Here is a 16171-nt window from a genome sequence, read left to right on the forward strand (position 1 = left end):
AACTAATTATTAATCCAAAGCAGAAAAAAAAATCTGTAGATCAATTCAATTTTGAAATTGCTCAATCGCCATACCCCATATTGTAGTCGGTTTAAAAATTAAAAACACTAGCCCGTAAAGCTCTTTGCATTCCGACTTTACTAAAAAATATGGTTCCTTTCAGAGATTTCCTCATTAATAAAACAAATAAATCGCTTTTAATTGATTATGTAAACAACTAATTTTAAATTAGCTAGCTCTTAAACCAACCTATTATTCTTAAACCCATTATAGCCAACCAATGGATCATTACTTAGACCCCTTCTTTGAACTATCGATGGACTGCCTTTGCATTGCAAATTTCGAAGGTTATTTTATTAAAATAAACCCAGCTTTTGTCGACTTATTAGGCTATTCGGAAACGGAATTACGCTCAAAGTTAATTTCAGAATTTATTTATGATGAAGATAAAAAGCGTACGGCCTCATACCGACATAATTTAAAGAAAAATAAACCGTTAGTTAATTTTGAAAATAGATACGTTACCAAATCTGGAGCAATTATATGGCTTCACTGGACCGCTATTCCTGTTGAAAAAGACAAGCTAGTTTATGCTATTGCTAAAGATATAACTCACAAAAAAGAGCTTGAAAATGAGCGCATATCTCACTTAAGTAAGCTGAGTGAAGATAATGAAAAACTAAAACAGTTAAATTATACAACATCTCACGATTTGAGATCTCCAGTAAATAATTTAATTTCTTTGGTAGATTTAATTGATTTGAGCAAAGTAGAAGATCCCGAGACTTTGGAAATGCTGAATTACATAAAAATTTCAGCACAAGGATTAAACGATTCTTTAGATACTTATGTAGAAGCCTTCAAGCACAAAAATATTTCGAACGGTGCTTTAGATCTGGTTAATTTAAATAGCATCTTCAAAAAAGTAACTAGCTCCATTAGTTCCTTGATACAGAAATCTGGAGCCCAATTCAATATAGATTTTTCAAATTTAGAGAATGTATATTTCAATTTAGCTTACATGGAAAGCATTTTTCTTAATTTTATAACAAACTCCATCAAATATTCTCAACCGGCTGTACCGTTAATTATCTCTATCACCTCCAATAATATAAATGGAAAAGCTACTTTTCAATATTCAGACAACGGACTTGGCTTTGATATGGAAAAAGTAGGTCATCTCATTTTTAAATTAAATCAACGCTTTCACAACAACGAAGACAGTAAAGGTGTTGGCTTATATTTAGTTTATAACCATGTTACTTCCCTTGGTGGAAGTATTCATGTAGATAGCAAAGTTAACCAAGGAACCACTTTTACCATACATTTTAAACATTAGCAATTACTGCTAAAATTATATTCGCAATTGTCAATTCACCTTCAATTGTGGTTTAAAATTACAAGAAAAAAAAACTTATTAAAACAGGTCTAAAAACATTTTGTTTAACTTTTTAAGGAAATAGTTAAACATTTTGTATCTTTATAAAATATTTTCAGAAGCTAATTTCTTAAAATTTTAAACGATATAAACATGTTCGGATTATTCAAGAGTAAATCAGAGAAAGATAAATTACAAAATCAGTATGAAAAACTGATGAAGGAGGCTCATACCCTTTCAACTTCAAATAGAAAAATGAGTGATGAAAAAGTATATGAAGCTGAAGAAATAATGAAAAAACTTGTAAAGTTGAATTAATAAATGAGTGAAGAAAAAAAACCAGATCAGGTTGTTTTTAATACTAAAACTAAAAGTTATGATGCTTCTATAAAGCCTTATGCCACCTCTGTTGGTGCTCCTGTAATAACACCAACCGATAATATTGCTTGGAAAAACAGAAGCATCACCAAAGTAAACCATAAAGTTGAAACTAGATATTTAGAGCTAAAGGCGGAGTATGAAAAAATGATAGAGGAGTTTGAAAATAACAAACTCATTTTTAATGCTAAATTTACTTTTGAGCCTGTAATAGGTGAAGTATATCACCTATACCAAAGAGAAAACGGAGAATCTTTTCTATCTATCATTGCACCAGAAGAATGCTCTTTTAATGCTTTAGGAAGCTTTTATTTAAACGCAGACCAAACTTGGGATAAAATATAATTTATTCATGACAGAAACCAAAATATTAACAGAAAGAGAACTGGATCGCGTTATAGAAATGGCTTGGGAAGATCGTACACCATTCGAGGCTATTTTATTCCAGTTCGGACTGCCAGAAAAAGAGGTTATAAAAGTGATGCGTGGTAACCTTAAAGAATCTAGTTTTAAACGTTGGAGAAAACGTGTTAATAGTGGTGTTAGTAAAAAGCATTTAAAAAAACGCCATCCAGATATTACAAGATTTAAATGTTCCCGACAAAAGGCTATTTCAGGAAATAAAATTAGTAAGCGATAAATTGATTTATAAAAGTACCTTTATTGAAAAAACAACCTATAAATATTGTTTGGTTAAAGCGAGATATTCGCTCTCAAGATCACGAACCGCTATTTAGAGCGGAACAGTCCAGTATTCCTTACATCATTATTTATTTATTCGAACCTTCTATTATAGAATATCCAGATACAAGCCCGAGGCATTTACAGTTTGTTTATCATTCTATTTTAGCTTTAAACAAAACATTGGCACCATATAATCGAGATGTAAACCTTTTTTACGGTGAAGCTATTGATATATTTAAGTATTTGCACACCACTTTCAATATCAAGTCCATATTTAGTTATCAAGAAAGCGGTACTAAAATAACGTGGCTTCGAGATAAAAAAATAACGTTATTTTGTAAAAAGCATAGCATTAAATGGCAAGAATCTCAACGAGATGGTATAATACGTTGTATAAAAAATAGAAACCTTTGGAATAAAAATTGGCACAAAACAATGCATACGCCAATACTTAATAACAGCTATTCTATTTCAACCATACAACAACTAAAACATCACTTTACTTTACCAACAACCCTAGAAGTTAAATTAAACAATTATCCGAAACAGTTTCAACCTGCGGGAGAATTAAATGCTTGGCGCTATTTAAAATCGTTTACAGCAAAAAGGGGTTTTAATTATCAAAAATACATATCAAAACCAGCAGAAAGTAGAATGTCCTGCAGTAGACTTTCACCCTATCTCGCTTGGGGTAACATGAGCATAAAACAGGCTTTTCAATTTATTGGTACCCACCCCAATGGCACAAAAAATAGTAGAGCATTCTCTGCTATGCTAACGCGTTTACATTGGCATTGTCATTTTATTCAAAAATTTGAAGTAGAATGTAATTACGAAACCCATTGTATTAACAAGGGTTACGAACTTTTATCTCACCAAAAAAATAACACGTATATAAAAGCTTGGAAAACAGGTAACACAGGCTATCCGTTAATTGATGCATGTATGCGAGCCGTAGAGCAAACAGGTTGGATTAACTTTAGAATGCGTGCTATGGTGGTTTCCTTTTTAACACTCAACCTAGACCAAGATTGGCGAGACGGTACTTACCACTTAGCAAGGCAATTTTTAGATTATGAGCCAGGTATTCACTTTCCGCAATTTCAAATGCAAGCAGGTACAACAGGAATCAATACAGTACGCCTATATAACCCTGTAAAAAACTCTCAAGAACATGACCCTGAAGGTGTTTTTATAAAAAAATGGATTCCAGAACTTAGAGATGTTCCGCTAGCTCACATACACGAGCCTTGGAAAATGACAGCTATGGAGCAAACCTTTTGTAATGTTATTATAGGGGACACATATCCGGAACCTTTAGTTGATTTGCAGAAAAGTGCGAAAATAGCTAGAGATAAAATATGGGGACACAAAAAACATCCAGCTGTACAACAAGAAAAAAATAGAATATTACAAACGCACGTAAATAAAACTTGATGAAAAAGGAACACCTACCAAAAAAAATATGTGTGGTGTGTAATAAACCTTTTACATGGCGCAAAAAATGGGAGAAAAATTGGAACAACGTTAAATATTGCAGCGAACGCTGTAGAAAAAACAAATGAAAAGCATAAACATCATATTTCCGCATCAATTGTTTCAAGAATCACCAATTTTTGAATCCTCCGCGCCTATATATATAATTGAAGAATTTTTATATTTTAAACAGTATCCTTTCCATAAACAAAAAATAGCTTTTCACAGAGCTTCAATGAAGTACTACGCAGATTTTCTTCAGAATAAAAAAAAACTAGATGTAACCTATATAGAATCTATTAGCGACTTATCAGATATAAGAAAATTAATTCCACATTTGAAAGAACAAGGCGTTAAACACATTAACTACATAGACCCAACGGATAATTGGCTTCAAAAACGGTTAGAAAACGGTTGCTTACAACACAGCATTTCAATAAAAACATTCAGTTCTCCTTTATTTCTAAATACTAAAGATGAACTAGGCGATTTCTTCCGAAAGGATAAAAAAAAGTATCATCAAACTACGTTCTACACAGAACAGCGTAAAAAAAGGAACATTCTAATAGACTCTGATAATAAACCAATTGGCGGTAAATGGAGCTTTGACGCCGAAAACAGAAAAAAATATCCTGTTAAAAAAACACCACCTGCTATTCAATTTCCGGATAACAATTCCTATTACACAGAAGCAAAATTATACGTAGAAAAGCATTTTAATAATCATTTAGGAGACCTTACAGAACATACTTTATACCCAACAAACTTTAAGACAACTAAAAACTGGTTAAATCAGTTTTTTGAACATCGATTTATGGAGTTTGGAGCGTATGAAGATGCTATAGTTGCAGAAAACTCCATACTAAACCATAGCGTTTTAACGCCCATGCTAAACGTTGGCCTAATAACACCTAAACAAGTTATAGAAGCCTGTTTACTGTATGCAAAACATAATAATGTACCTATTAATTCTACAGAAGGTTTTATAAGGCAAATTATAGGCTGGCGAGAATTTATAAGAGGTATATACGAAGCTAGAGGTATCGATGAGCGTACTACTAATTTTTGGAAATTTGATAAAAAAATACCGCAATCGTTTTACGATGGTACAACAGGTATTCTTCCTATAGATAAAACCATTAAAAAAATATTAAAAACCGGCTATTGCCACCACATTGAGCGCTTAATGGTTTTAGGAAATTTTATGGTACTCTGCGAGTTTGATCCTGATGAAGTCTACAAATGGTTTATGGAACTTTTTATTGATGCTTACGACTGGGTCATGGTAGCCAATGTTTATGGAATGAGCCAATTTGCAGATGGCGGATTGCTAGCTACAAAACCCTATATAAGCGGAAGTAATTATTTAATGAAAATGAGTAATTACAAAAAAGGAAATTGGCAAAATACTTGGGACGGCCTTTTTTGGCGATTTATGCACAAGCATCGTGATTTCTTTTTATCTAACCCAAGACTAGGTATGTTAGTTAAAATGTATGATAAAATGCCTGCCGAAAAACAACAACAGCATCTTGATAATGCAGAACATTATTTACTATCTCTAAAAAACTAAAATTATGCTATTTAATACAACACATGCTAATGAAGACTTTGTAAAAGAAAGTGAAAATCTAGTAGGCAAAGCCTTTTCGTTTTTAGAAAAAATAAAAATGAAAGGTATTGGTTCTAGCCGATTTATGATTGAAGAATTAAGTGCAAAACTAAAACCCAAAAACCCGGAAGCATTAGCCACTAACTATGCTAATATTGAGCTTAGACCAAAAGGAATTATTATTCATTTTACTAACCGATTAGATCGCTATTCTTGGATAATTCCTTATTATAGATTGGTGACATATAGTACCCAAACGTACACCATACATGCCAATGGACATTATATAAAGTTTAAGAAAAACAAGAACTATATGGATAATAAAAAGTTTACTGATAAAATGATTAACTTAAAAATAAACTTTTTAAAATTAGAGTATTACGATGCATAACTAATAGCATCATTCTAACTAAAAACTCATGAAACAACTCATTATAATTCTTTTAATAACAACAAAAATGCAAACAAGCACTATATTTAAATTTGAAAAAGCCTCGAACATTACTAAGTGGTCCGTTGTTGATGATGTAGTAATGGGCGGAAAATCTTCTGGAGCATTTTATCTAAATGAAGAAGGAACTGGTGTTTATTCTGGCCACGTATCTTTGGAAAACAATGGTGGTTTTTCTTCTTTAAGATATAGATTTAATACAAAGAGTACTGAAGGTTTTTCGAAAGTTATACTCAAAATTAAAGGTGATGGTAAAAAATATCAATTTAGGGTGAAGCATAAATTATCTGATAAACACTCCTACATTGCGCTTTTCAACACTTCAAAAACATGGGAAGTTATAGAAATTTCACTAGCAGATATGCATCCTGCCTTTAGAGGTCGTAAACTCGATATTCCAAATTATAATGCCAATAGTATCGAGGAAATTGCATTTTTAATAGGAAACAAAAAAGCTGAAGGCTTTAAACTCGAAATTGATTCTATTGTTTTAAAGTAAATTGAATAAAAAAGCCAATCTCAAATAAAGAGATTGACTTTTTTTTTACATGATAAACGATAATTAATCTAGCACAAACTTAAAGCCTGCTGTAATAATGCTCGATGAAAATGACGTATCCCTATCATATTGATAAAACTTTAAATCGATACTTTTTAAACCATATTTCCATAAATGTGCTTTGGTAAAAATATCGGTGTAAGAAACTCCAAAACCATATTGATTTGCCGAGTATTTAGATAAATCATAATCTGAAGTATAAAACTCATCTTTAGATAAAGCTTCTTCATAAGGATTAAAATAATCTGCCGCAGTTTGATTATAATATCTGTAAGAGGGATAAAGCGTAAACTTATTCGTGATTTTTATTGGCAGTTCAATACTCGCGGTGTGCGAGTTAATTCCCCAATCGTCAAAATAATATCGATAAAAAGTACGCACCGTTAAAATTTCATTAATATACCAATTTAAACGTGCGCCAGCAGCCACTTTAAACCTAGAGTCAGGCAAGCGCTCCACTGCATCTGCAAGCTGAAAATTATCTATAAAAGAATCGGATACATCGCCAAAATAGACTCTTTGAAAAGGTGTAGACAACAACCCGTCTTGCTGAACAAAATCTAAGGCTAATGACCCTTGAAGGTTTTTATGAAGTATTTGTGAGAACCCAAAACCTAACGAATAAGAATTACGCCCTTTACTATCAAACTCCGAAAATCTAGGATTATAATTGGTGTTACCCGTAATGGTGTTTTGAGTAAATACGCGATTGTTTAAACCATTCCCTCCTGCCCCAAAAGGTCTTAGTTCTGTTGGATAAATAGGGCTCCATGTATCAAGATATACGTTTCCACTTACACTAACCTCGGTATTCTTTTCATTAAAAAGTTTGGAATACGTTCCACCAAATCCAACAGAAAAATAATCGTACTCTGAGGAAATAGCTAACTTAGCCGACCAAATATCGTTTCTATCATCCGAACTATGACTATAACTTCCTGTTAAATTTGCCCAAGTATCACTGCTTGAAGCCCCTGAAGATGCTTGAAATGGATCTGCTGGTCCGTCATCAAAAGGATCTATATTACTCGATGATGCAGACGTATATGCAGAAATACCTGCATCTATAGTTAACACATCATCATCATTCAACGGGATAGAAACTACAAAAGTTCCTGTAACATCCGTTAATTCTTCGGTACCAATACCTCCACTTACCGCCGCATTATCACCATCCTGGCTATAATAACTTGTTAAAAAATCGACTTCGGTAGTTTCTAAAACTCTTTTTTTATATACTTTGGTATCGTCTTGCCCTGTTTGTGTGTAACCTTTCGCGAAAGCGAATACACAAAACAAAATTATAAGTTTTTTCAATTTATTCTAATGTTTTTAATTTTTAAATACTGAGATTTTTGGTTAATTACAGCCGCAACCACCACCTGTTTTTCCTCCATTTGCACCTACTGCTGCTTCTCTGTAAGAGTGTGCCGTAGAAAGGTTACGATCTACTTTTTTATCAGATAATACCATATCTGGATCGTTTATATTCACTTTTTCGTATTCTTTAACCACAACACAACTACTCAAAGATGTGACGATTAATACGCAACATATCAACTTGTTTATCATAATTTATCTATTTCTATATTATTGGACTTTGTTATATTTCCTTTATCATCTATAATGATGCATTCAATTTTTGGTAACTGATTTATTCTATCCAAACCCGCTTCTTTCCCCATTACAAAAACTGATGTTGCTAAAGCATCGGCCAATTCTGCTTTTGGTGCAAAAACGGTTACGCTTATAATTCCTGAAGATGGATACCCAGAACGCGGATCGATAATATGTGTGTAGCGCTTACCATTAAAATTAACGTACTTCTCATAATTTCCCGAAGTTACCACAGCCCCATTGGTTATAGGAAGTAATGCAAAAACTTTGTTTTTATTCATGGGGTTAGTAATGGCTACTTTCCAGGCTGTACCATCAGGTTGTTTTCCCCAAGTATTCATATCTCCCGAAGCATTTATAATACCTGAAACTACACCTTTTTCTATAAGCAATGCCTTTGCTTTATCGGCTGCATAACCTTTCCCAATAGCACCAAAACCAATTTTCATGCCTTCTAATTTTAGAAAAACTGTTGTATTCACCTTATCTAAGACTATATTCTGAAACCCTACTTTTGCTACAGATGCTTTTATTTCGTTTTCTGATGGCATCACCTCCATACTACCATCAAAATGCCAAATTCTATCCATAGATGCATAGCTAATATCAAAAGCTCCATCAGTCAATTTTGAAATTCCGATTGCTCTTTCAATTAAACTGAAAAGTTCAAAATCAACTTTTACCGGCTTAATTCCAGCATTCTTATTTATGGCAGATGTTTGAGAGTTGATATCCCAAGAGGATATGAGTTTTTCAATCCGAGCTATTTCCGCGACAGCGTTATCGATATATTCATTTCCTTTTACAGCATCACTAGCAACTACCGTAATATCAAAACGACTTCCCATAAGTTTTAGGGTGCGTTTATATGTCTGCTGAGCGAAGCCCACCATTGAAAAAAACATGATTAAAGCGGTTATTACTCCCTTTAAGTTATTTTGTAAACGCATTGATTTCTTTTATATAATTTTCTGGTGTTGTTTTTTTATAGCTGGTTTCTCCAAGAACTTCGCCTTTAGCGTTTAAAACCACGACAAAAGGAAAAAAGCCATTTTTATTATAAGCCTCGGCTAATTTGGCATTGGCTTTAGTTTGAGCTTCAGGCAAGGCATTTTTCTTTCTTTTAGGAAAATCGGCCTGTAGCATCACATAATTTTTATTGGCATATTTTCTAAAAGCATCGGTACTCCAAATTTCGTGATCGAGCTTTATGCAGGGTCCACACCAATCCGAACCTTGAAAAACCAGGATTATAGGTTTGTGCTCTTTAAAAGCCATGTCTTTAGCCAGCGTAAAATCTGTCTCCCAATTTTGAGCAGTTATCGTAATGAAGCTAAATAGAATTAGTGTTAATGTTAATATTATTTTTTTCATGTTTTAATTATTTACTTATTAATGTATAGTCAAGAATTATCTTATTCCCTATCGAAAAGCGACTAGTTTTTTTATTAAAATATTTAAGCCAATTAGTATTAAATATAGCCCCAATAACAGCCATTAGAATACACGTGAAATTCCTGTATTATCTTAGTTTTATTTTATTTAAGAAATTGATATTACTGTCTATTTTATCTAAAACAATGTAAACAAGATATGATTTATTAGGTAACCCTTTCTCGGAAACAAAACTTGTAATGGTAGTTATTTTAATTAAAAAACCTAAATTGCTCCACAGAAAATTCATACAGATTTGAAGAGTGGAAAAAGTAGTTATTTAAGCACTAAGCCGTGGTGGCTGTAACAGCCCTTCTGAATGAAGTGATGAAGAAGCTGCTTGATAATAAAATTTATGCGTATTCGATTCTGAAAATTCAACTATGCTTAATTCTGGTTTATCAGTATTTAACACAAGAGCAAGAACTAAAGACGCATGAGATTGGTGATGAAAAGGTAATTGCTCATGATCTTCCTTTTCTTCTTGATGTTCTTTATCGTGATTTAATTTCAGCTTTCCATAATGCTTAGAAATAAAAACAAAAACATTATCGCCATACTGCTCGCTATGAAATTGCGCATGCTCGATAAACTCATCGATTTGGGTAATATCATTTATTCTTATCCCGAAGCTTTGCATTAGGATAATAAAGGATAACGCTATGGAAAATAATTTATTCACTAGTACAAAGGTAATAATTTCAACCTTCGTCAACATTTTTTAACATAAATTATTCTTATAGCAGTATTTGTAGCACCTTTATAATAAACCTTTATGGCAGATAGGTTTCTAAAAGTAAACGTAATTACCTTAATCACGCTTCATAAACATACTAGACCGAGATGGCGCTGGAACCATAGAATTAAAATATGGATTAAGTTTTTTATCGCTTCTATCATTTAAAGTATCCAAGATTGTATTCTGACCAAAACAGTTTACAGTATTAGTTGTATTTGTGTTCACTAAAACAATAGCTGGTTTTACTCCTTTTTTATTGCTACAACTAAAAAACAGCGTTATAAATACAGTTGATATTAAAGCATTCCGAAGCATATTAATTTATAATAAATTTTTAAAAGAACATATTAAGGATATTCCTTAGAATATCATAATTAGAAGACTATTAAATTTGTTAAACTCTTATTAAAACCGAGTCATTCACTTTATTAAAAAAATATCAAAAAGAGCTTACATTCTACCGTTAAACAAAAAAAATCCTGCTCAAAAAGCAGGATTCTTTTATAAAATATATTTTTCATATGCTTTATACAAACAAAGGTTTGTCTTGCATCATAGCATTTACTTTTGCTTTTACAGCTTCTAAAGCGGCATCATCCTCAAAATTATTAATAACCTCGTCCACAAGCTCTACAATAGCAACCATATCGCTATCATTTAAGCCACGAGTTGTTACAGCAGAAACACCTAAACGGATTCCAGAAGTTACAAATGGAGATTTATCATCAAATGGCACCATATTTTTATTTACTGTAATATCAGCTTTTACCAAAGCTTGCTCAGCATCTTTACCAGATAAGTTTTTATTACGTAAATCTATTAACATACAGTGGTTATCCGTTCCCCCTGAAATAATATTATAATCTTTAGCAACCAATGCTTTTGCCATAGCAGCAGCGTTTTTCTTAACCTGTAATTGGTATTGTAAAAAATCATCAGTTAAAGCCTCACCAAAAGCGATAGCTTTAGCAGCAATAATGTGTTCTAAAGGTCCACCTTGATTTCCTGGAAAAACAGCTGAATCTAATAAAGAAGACATTTTACGTAAGTTTCCATTTTTAAGCTTAATTCCGAAAGGGTTTTCAAAATCTTTCCCCATCATAATCATACCTCCTCTTGGGCCACGTAATGTTTTATGAGTTGTTGTTGTCACAATATGACAATGTGGTAACGGATCGTTTAAGATACCTTTAGCTATTAAACCTGCTGGGTGAGATATATCAGCCATTAAAATTGCACCAACACTATCAGCTATAACTCTAAAACGTTCAAAATCGATATCACGAGAATAGGCTGACGCTCCTGCAATAATTAATTTTGGTTGCTCTTTAGTCGCTATTTCTTGAATTTTATCATAATTTAAAATTCCTGTTTCTTGTTCTACACCGTAAAATACAGGATTATAAAGTTTACCAGAAAAGTTTACTGGGGAACCGTGAGTTAAATGTCCACCATGAGATAAATCGAATCCTAAAATTTTATCACCAGGATTTAAACAAGCGTGGTAAACAGCAGTATTAGCCTGACTTCCTGAGTGTGGCTGTACATTTACATATACTGCACCAAACAAAGCTTTTGCTCTATCGATAGCTATTTGTTCAACTTCATCAACTACTTCACATCCGCCATAATAACGTTTACCAGGATAACCTTCGGCATATTTGTTAGTTAACACAGAGCCTGCTGCTTCCATTACTTGGTTGCTTACAAAATTCTCTGATGCAATAAGTTCTATACCGTGTAATTGGCGTTCTTTTTCGGCTTCAATAAGTTCAAAAATTTGTTCGTCGCGTTGCATATTATGAGTTTGATTTTTAATATTCCGCAAAAATAACAAATAGATTACTTAAATTGATGAAAATTCCATTTTTTACATTTAAGTTTTTAACCAATTTATTAACGGTTAAAGAAAATTCATTTTTAAGGTAAATATTTATTCTAAAACAAAAAAATTATGTAGGTTTGATAAGAATACAACAACCCACAAACAAAAAAACAAAATATGCCATTAACAGCGAACAACCCAGATAGAACGTCGTGGCTACACGTCGATAAAAACTCCGATTTTCCTATACAGAACATTCCTTTTGGTGTTTTTTTAACCCGAGATGATATTATCACTATTGGTACCCGTATTGGCGATACCGCTATAGATTTAGGCGCTTTACACCAATTGGGCTATTTTGATGGCATCCCGTTAACCGATGATATTTTTCTTCAAGATACTTTAAACGATTTTATTGCAGATGGCCGTAAAACATGGCGTTTAGTTAGAAATAGAATTGCTGAAATTTTTGATGCTGAAAACAATGCTTTAAAAAGCAATTTACAACATAAAGAGGTTGTTCTTTTTCGTTTAGATGAAATTGAAATGCAACTTCCTGTTCAAATTGGTGATTATACCGATTTTTACTCAAGCAAAGAACACGCGACCAATGTAGGTACATTATTCAGAGATCCTGAAAATGCGTTGTTACCAAACTGGTTACACATACCTGTAGGTTATCATGGGCGTAGTTCCTCTATTATTCCTTCAGGAATTCCGGTACACCGTCCAAAAGGGCAAACGTTACCAAATGGTGCAACAGAACCTTTATTTGGACCAAGCCAATTAATAGATTTTGAATTAGAAATGGCTTTTATAACAACCGACGCTAACGATTTAGGTGAACCAATACCTGTGAATGAAGCGGAAGAATATATATTTGGACTTGTACTTTTTAACGATTGGAGCGCCCGCGACATTCAAAAATGGGAATATGTGCCATTAGGACCATTTTTAGCTAAAAACTTTGCATCATCTATTTCACCATGGATTGTAACACTAGATGCTCTAGAACCTTACCGCGTAGAAGGGCCTAAACCAATTAAAAAACAACTAGACTATTTAAAATATAAAGGTAAAAAAAGTTACGATATTAATTTAGAAGTAGCTATACAACCAAAAGGCGCAAAAGAAACAACAGTAAGCCAGTCTAATTTTAAATACATGTACTGGAACATGTCCCAACAATTGGCGCACCATACTGTTAACGGCTGTCCTGTAAATTCTGGTGACATGATGGGTAGCGGAACCATTTCGGGCCAAACACCAGATTCTTATGGCTCTATGCTCGAGTTAACATGGAAAGGCGAAAAACCTTTAAAAATGAAAGATGGTACCGAACGTAAATTTATAAATGATAACGACACCGTTATTATGCGTGGTTATTGCGAAAAAGATGGTACTCGAATTGGTTTTGGAGAAGTATCTACACAATTGCTTCCTGTTTTCGAACCAAAAAAATCTAAATAACCTAATAAAAATCAAACACTTAAAAACCCTCAAGCTAAAAACTTGAGGGTTTATTTTTTTTTGGCACTAAAATTGAATTTACCTCCAAATAACTTAAAACCTAGACCCATGAAAAGATTACTACTTTTATTGTTATCCATTTCATTTTTAATTTCCTGTGGTGGACGAAAACAACTCGAAAAAGCTATTAATACCGGTAATTATAACCAAGCCATTACAGATGCTTTAAAGAAACTTGAAACCAATAAAGATAAAAAGCGAAAGCAAGATTACATTATTATGCTTCGTGATGCATATTATAAGGTGGTCGAAAAAGATTTAAATACTATTAATCATCTAGAAAAAGATAATAATCCAGAACAATTTGAAGATGTTTTCAATGTATACCAAAATCTAAATGCACGTCAAGAGGCAATAAAACCAGTACTTCCATTATATGTCAATGGTAAACAAATTGACTTTCAGTTTAATGATTACAGCTCTCAAATTTCGACTTACAGAAATAAAACATCCGATTATTTATACGAAAAAGGACTCGACTTATTAGAGAGCGATAATAAAAACCTCATTAGAGATGCTCACCAAATATACAACTACATAGAGTCTATAAATCCAAATTACGAAGATACGCGTGAGCTTATGCAAGAAGCGCATATTCGTGGTACAAAATATGTAATAGTCACTATTGCAAACCAAACCAACCAAGCCATTCCTAGAGATTTAGAAAACGACCTACTTAATTTTGATACTTACGGTTTAAATCAATTTTGGACCATATATCATGCCACTCCAGAACAAGCCAGGTCTTACGATTTAGCCATGCAACTGCAACTACAGCAAATTAATATCTCCCCAGAACAAATTAAAGAGCGTCAAATTCTTAGAGAAAAAAGTATTATAGATGGTAAAAAATATGTTTTAGATAAAAAAGGAAACGTAAAAAAAGATAGTTTAGGTAACGATATAAAAATAGACAACCTTATAAAGGTAAAAGCAAAACTATACGAGTTTAGCCAACAGAAATCATCTCAAATTTTAGGCAATGTAATTTACAAAGACTTGAAAACAAATCAAGTTTTACAATCCTTTCCTGTGGATAGTGGTTTTAGCTTCCAAAATATGTACGGAACATACCGCGGAGATAAACGTGCTTTAACCACAGAAGATTTACAATTTATTAGATCTCGAAAAGTTCCGTTCCCAATAAACGAACAAATGATATTCGACACCGGCGAAGATCTCAAACTGCAACTTAAAAACATTATAACCACTTACAATCCCGAATAAAACAAAAAGCCCTCTAAATTTTAGAGGGCTTTCTTTTTCATTAAAACTGCAAATTAAATACATTTAAAATAGTATTACATCGCCGTTTTTGTATAAGTAAATGTTGTTTTACTCGTTATAGTTTCACCATTTACATCAACGTAATTAATATTTCCTTCAGAATTAAATTCAGTAAAATCATCACTAACTTCTATCTGGCTCACTTGGCTAAAACAATTAGATACCACCGTTAAAACATCAGTATCACTAAGCTTCCAAGTCCCTAAAGTTTCCTGCGAACTATCACAATCATCAGCAGCACCAGCTAAAAAAGAGTAAGCTCTATCCTCCTCAAAACTGTAAACAATGTCCTTCTCACAATCACCATATTGCGAAAATAAATCTGTATTTGGATTATCTTCTCCATCATCAGTTAAGTCAATTTCATCCTCAGCTACAATACCCGTTAATACCCAAGAACCTGTAAAATTCATTTCAAAAGCAGTTAATTCGCCTGTTAAACTATCCGCACAATTTACGCCATCGCTGTCGTCATCATTACAGCTTACAAATAGCAAACTAAAAACCATAAAACTCTTTACCAATAAAATACTTTTTCTCATAATTAATTATTTTTATTTTCAAGATGATAAATACACCTAATGGTTGCGTTACCAAATCACTTTTCTAAACAAAAATAACTTAAAATCAAGATACCAAACTGCATATCAATCAAATAAGCAAAAACAATAAAACTAAAAATGCCCGATATGGATATCGAGCATGTTCTAACCTATAAAAAGCCGTTTAAACAATTAAATAAACGCGCTTAAATCCATATCATTAATTGCGCCATGACTCTCGTGTGCGACAACTACACCATTTCTAATCACTAAAAGCTGTGGCGATTGGTGCATAACCTGAAATTTATAACCAACCTCATTAGAGACATCTCTAAAGTTCAATAGGTCTAAATAATATAAATCTGCATCCTTTTCCGTAAAATCGTAAGCATCCACAAATTGCTTCATCACCATACTACTAATTCCGCAACGTGTAGAATGTTTAAAAATAATTTGAGTTTTACTGCCCGATTTCTCCTTTATTAAATCCAATTGTTGCAAAGCATTCAACGGAATCCAAGGCAACATCTTTTCCTCTTTTGCCTCTCCCGAAGCTCCAAAAATTTTATTAAATAATCCCATCTATTTTTATAATCTATATTTTGGCGTTACCACAAGGGTCGGGCTTTCACTACTCGCTCCCTCCTACCGTCGGGGAG

The 16171-nt window shown here is 32.9% G+C and carries 20 protein-coding genes; 11 read left to right on the forward strand and 9 right to left on the reverse strand.

The window, feature by feature from the left end; all coding sequences use genetic code 11:
• Positions 1-280 precede the first annotated feature (280 nt).
• The 9 genes from ACJJV4_RS02810 to ACJJV4_RS02850 all read left to right on the forward strand — a co-directional run bounded on the left by ACJJV4_RS02810 (position 281) and on the right by ACJJV4_RS02850 (position 6478).
• Positions 281-1339: a PAS domain S-box protein gene (locus ACJJV4_RS02810; protein ID WP_405291912.1), complete on the forward strand. Its 1059-nt coding sequence runs from the start codon at positions 281-283 to the stop codon at positions 1337-1339.
• 192 nt (positions 1340-1531) lie between these two features.
• On the forward strand, positions 1532-1696 hold the full coding sequence (locus ACJJV4_RS02815) for a Lacal_2735 family protein (RefSeq protein ID WP_405291914.1): 165 nt from the start codon (positions 1532-1534) through the stop codon (positions 1694-1696).
• A 3-nt stretch (positions 1697-1699) separates the two neighbouring features.
• Positions 1700-2101, forward strand: a complete 402-nt coding sequence (locus ACJJV4_RS02820) for a DUF2452 domain-containing protein (RefSeq protein ID WP_405291916.1) — start codon at positions 1700-1702, stop codon at positions 2099-2101.
• 7 nt (positions 2102-2108) lie between these two features.
• Positions 2109-2396, forward strand: a complete 288-nt coding sequence (locus ACJJV4_RS02825; protein WP_405291918.1) for a TIGR03643 family protein — start codon at positions 2109-2111, stop codon at positions 2394-2396.
• A gap of 23 nt (positions 2397-2419) precedes the next feature.
• Positions 2420-3877, forward strand: coding sequence for a deoxyribodipyrimidine photo-lyase/cryptochrome family protein (locus ACJJV4_RS02830; protein WP_405291920.1), 1458 nt, complete (start codon positions 2420-2422; stop codon positions 3875-3877).
• Entirely contained in the window at positions 3877-4005 is a 129-nt protein-coding gene (locus tag ACJJV4_RS02835) for a DUF2256 domain-containing protein (RefSeq protein ID WP_405291922.1), read from the forward strand. Before ACJJV4_RS02830 ends, ACJJV4_RS02835 begins: the two co-directional genes overlap by 1 nt.
• Positions 4002-5489 carry a cryptochrome/photolyase family protein gene (locus tag ACJJV4_RS02840; RefSeq protein WP_405291924.1) on the forward strand — a complete coding sequence of 496 codons (1488 nt, stop codon included), beginning with the start codon at positions 4002-4004 and terminating at the stop codon, positions 5487-5489. The genes ACJJV4_RS02835 and ACJJV4_RS02840 overlap by 4 nt, the downstream gene beginning before the upstream one ends.
• Positions 5490-5493: 4 nt before the next feature.
• Positions 5494-5919, forward strand: coding sequence for a hypothetical protein (locus ACJJV4_RS02845; protein WP_405291926.1), 426 nt, complete (start codon positions 5494-5496; stop codon positions 5917-5919).
• Between the two features lie 28 nt (positions 5920-5947).
• Positions 5948-6478: a CIA30 family protein gene (locus tag ACJJV4_RS02850; protein ID WP_405291928.1), complete on the forward strand. Its 531-nt coding sequence runs from the start codon at positions 5948-5950 to the stop codon at positions 6476-6478.
• 63 nt (positions 6479-6541) lie between these two features.
• Here the strand turns inward: ACJJV4_RS02850 and ACJJV4_RS02855 are convergent, their stop codons facing one another.
• The 7 genes from ACJJV4_RS02855 to glyA form a co-directional block, all read right to left on the reverse strand.
• Positions 6542-7855, reverse strand: a complete 1314-nt coding sequence (locus ACJJV4_RS02855) for a DUF3570 domain-containing protein (RefSeq protein ID WP_405291930.1) — start codon at positions 7853-7855, stop codon at positions 6542-6544.
• A gap of 42 nt (positions 7856-7897) precedes the next feature.
• A complete protein-coding gene (locus ACJJV4_RS02860) occupies positions 7898-8110 on the reverse strand; it encodes a DUF4266 domain-containing protein (protein WP_405291932.1) in 213 nt (70 codons plus the stop codon).
• Positions 8107-9060: an FAD:protein FMN transferase gene (locus ACJJV4_RS02865; RefSeq protein ID WP_405291988.1), complete on the reverse strand. Its 954-nt coding sequence runs from the start codon at positions 9058-9060 to the stop codon at positions 8107-8109. The genes ACJJV4_RS02860 and ACJJV4_RS02865 overlap by 4 nt, the downstream gene beginning before the upstream one ends.
• Positions 9061-9088: 28 nt before the next feature.
• Positions 9089-9529, reverse strand: a complete 441-nt coding sequence (locus ACJJV4_RS02870; RefSeq protein ID WP_405291934.1) for a thioredoxin family protein — start codon at positions 9527-9529, stop codon at positions 9089-9091.
• 340 nt (positions 9530-9869) lie between these two features.
• The gene (locus tag ACJJV4_RS02875) at positions 9870-10307 is read right to left on the reverse strand and encodes a hypothetical protein (protein WP_405291936.1); all 438 of its coding nucleotides are present in this window, start codon (positions 10305-10307) and stop codon (positions 9870-9872) included.
• Between the two features lie 93 nt (positions 10308-10400).
• A complete protein-coding gene (locus ACJJV4_RS02880; protein WP_405291938.1) occupies positions 10401-10553 on the reverse strand; it encodes a hypothetical protein in 153 nt (50 codons plus the stop codon).
• 301 nt (positions 10554-10854) lie between these two features.
• Positions 10855-12126 (reverse strand): serine hydroxymethyltransferase, encoded by a 1272-nt coding sequence (glyA, locus tag ACJJV4_RS02885; protein ID WP_405291940.1) that lies wholly within the window; start codon positions 12124-12126, stop codon positions 10855-10857.
• Between the two features lie 204 nt (positions 12127-12330).
• Between glyA and fahA the strand changes: the two genes are divergently transcribed.
• Positions 12331-13623, forward strand: coding sequence for a fumarylacetoacetase (fahA, locus tag ACJJV4_RS02890; RefSeq protein WP_405291942.1), 1293 nt, complete (start codon positions 12331-12333; stop codon positions 13621-13623).
• Between the two features lie 108 nt (positions 13624-13731).
• Positions 13732-14910: a hypothetical protein gene (locus ACJJV4_RS02895; RefSeq protein WP_405291944.1), complete on the forward strand. Its 1179-nt coding sequence runs from the start codon at positions 13732-13734 to the stop codon at positions 14908-14910.
• A 74-nt stretch (positions 14911-14984) separates the two neighbouring features.
• Here ACJJV4_RS02895 and ACJJV4_RS02900 read toward each other — a convergent pair whose 3' ends face one another.
• Together ACJJV4_RS02900 and ytxJ are read right to left on the reverse strand one after the other, a co-directional pair.
• On the reverse strand, positions 14985-15512 hold the full coding sequence (locus ACJJV4_RS02900; protein WP_405291946.1) for a DUF5004 domain-containing protein: 528 nt from the start codon (positions 15510-15512) through the stop codon (positions 14985-14987).
• Between the two features lie 192 nt (positions 15513-15704).
• Positions 15705-16094, reverse strand: a complete 390-nt coding sequence (gene ytxJ, locus ACJJV4_RS02905) for a bacillithiol system redox-active protein YtxJ (protein ID WP_405291948.1) — start codon at positions 16092-16094, stop codon at positions 15705-15707.
• Positions 16095-16171: the final 77 nt, after the last annotated feature.

This window comes from Algibacter sp. Ld11, from assembly GCF_045066735.1.
GTDB lineage: Bacteria > Bacteroidota > Bacteroidia > Flavobacteriales > Flavobacteriaceae > Algibacter.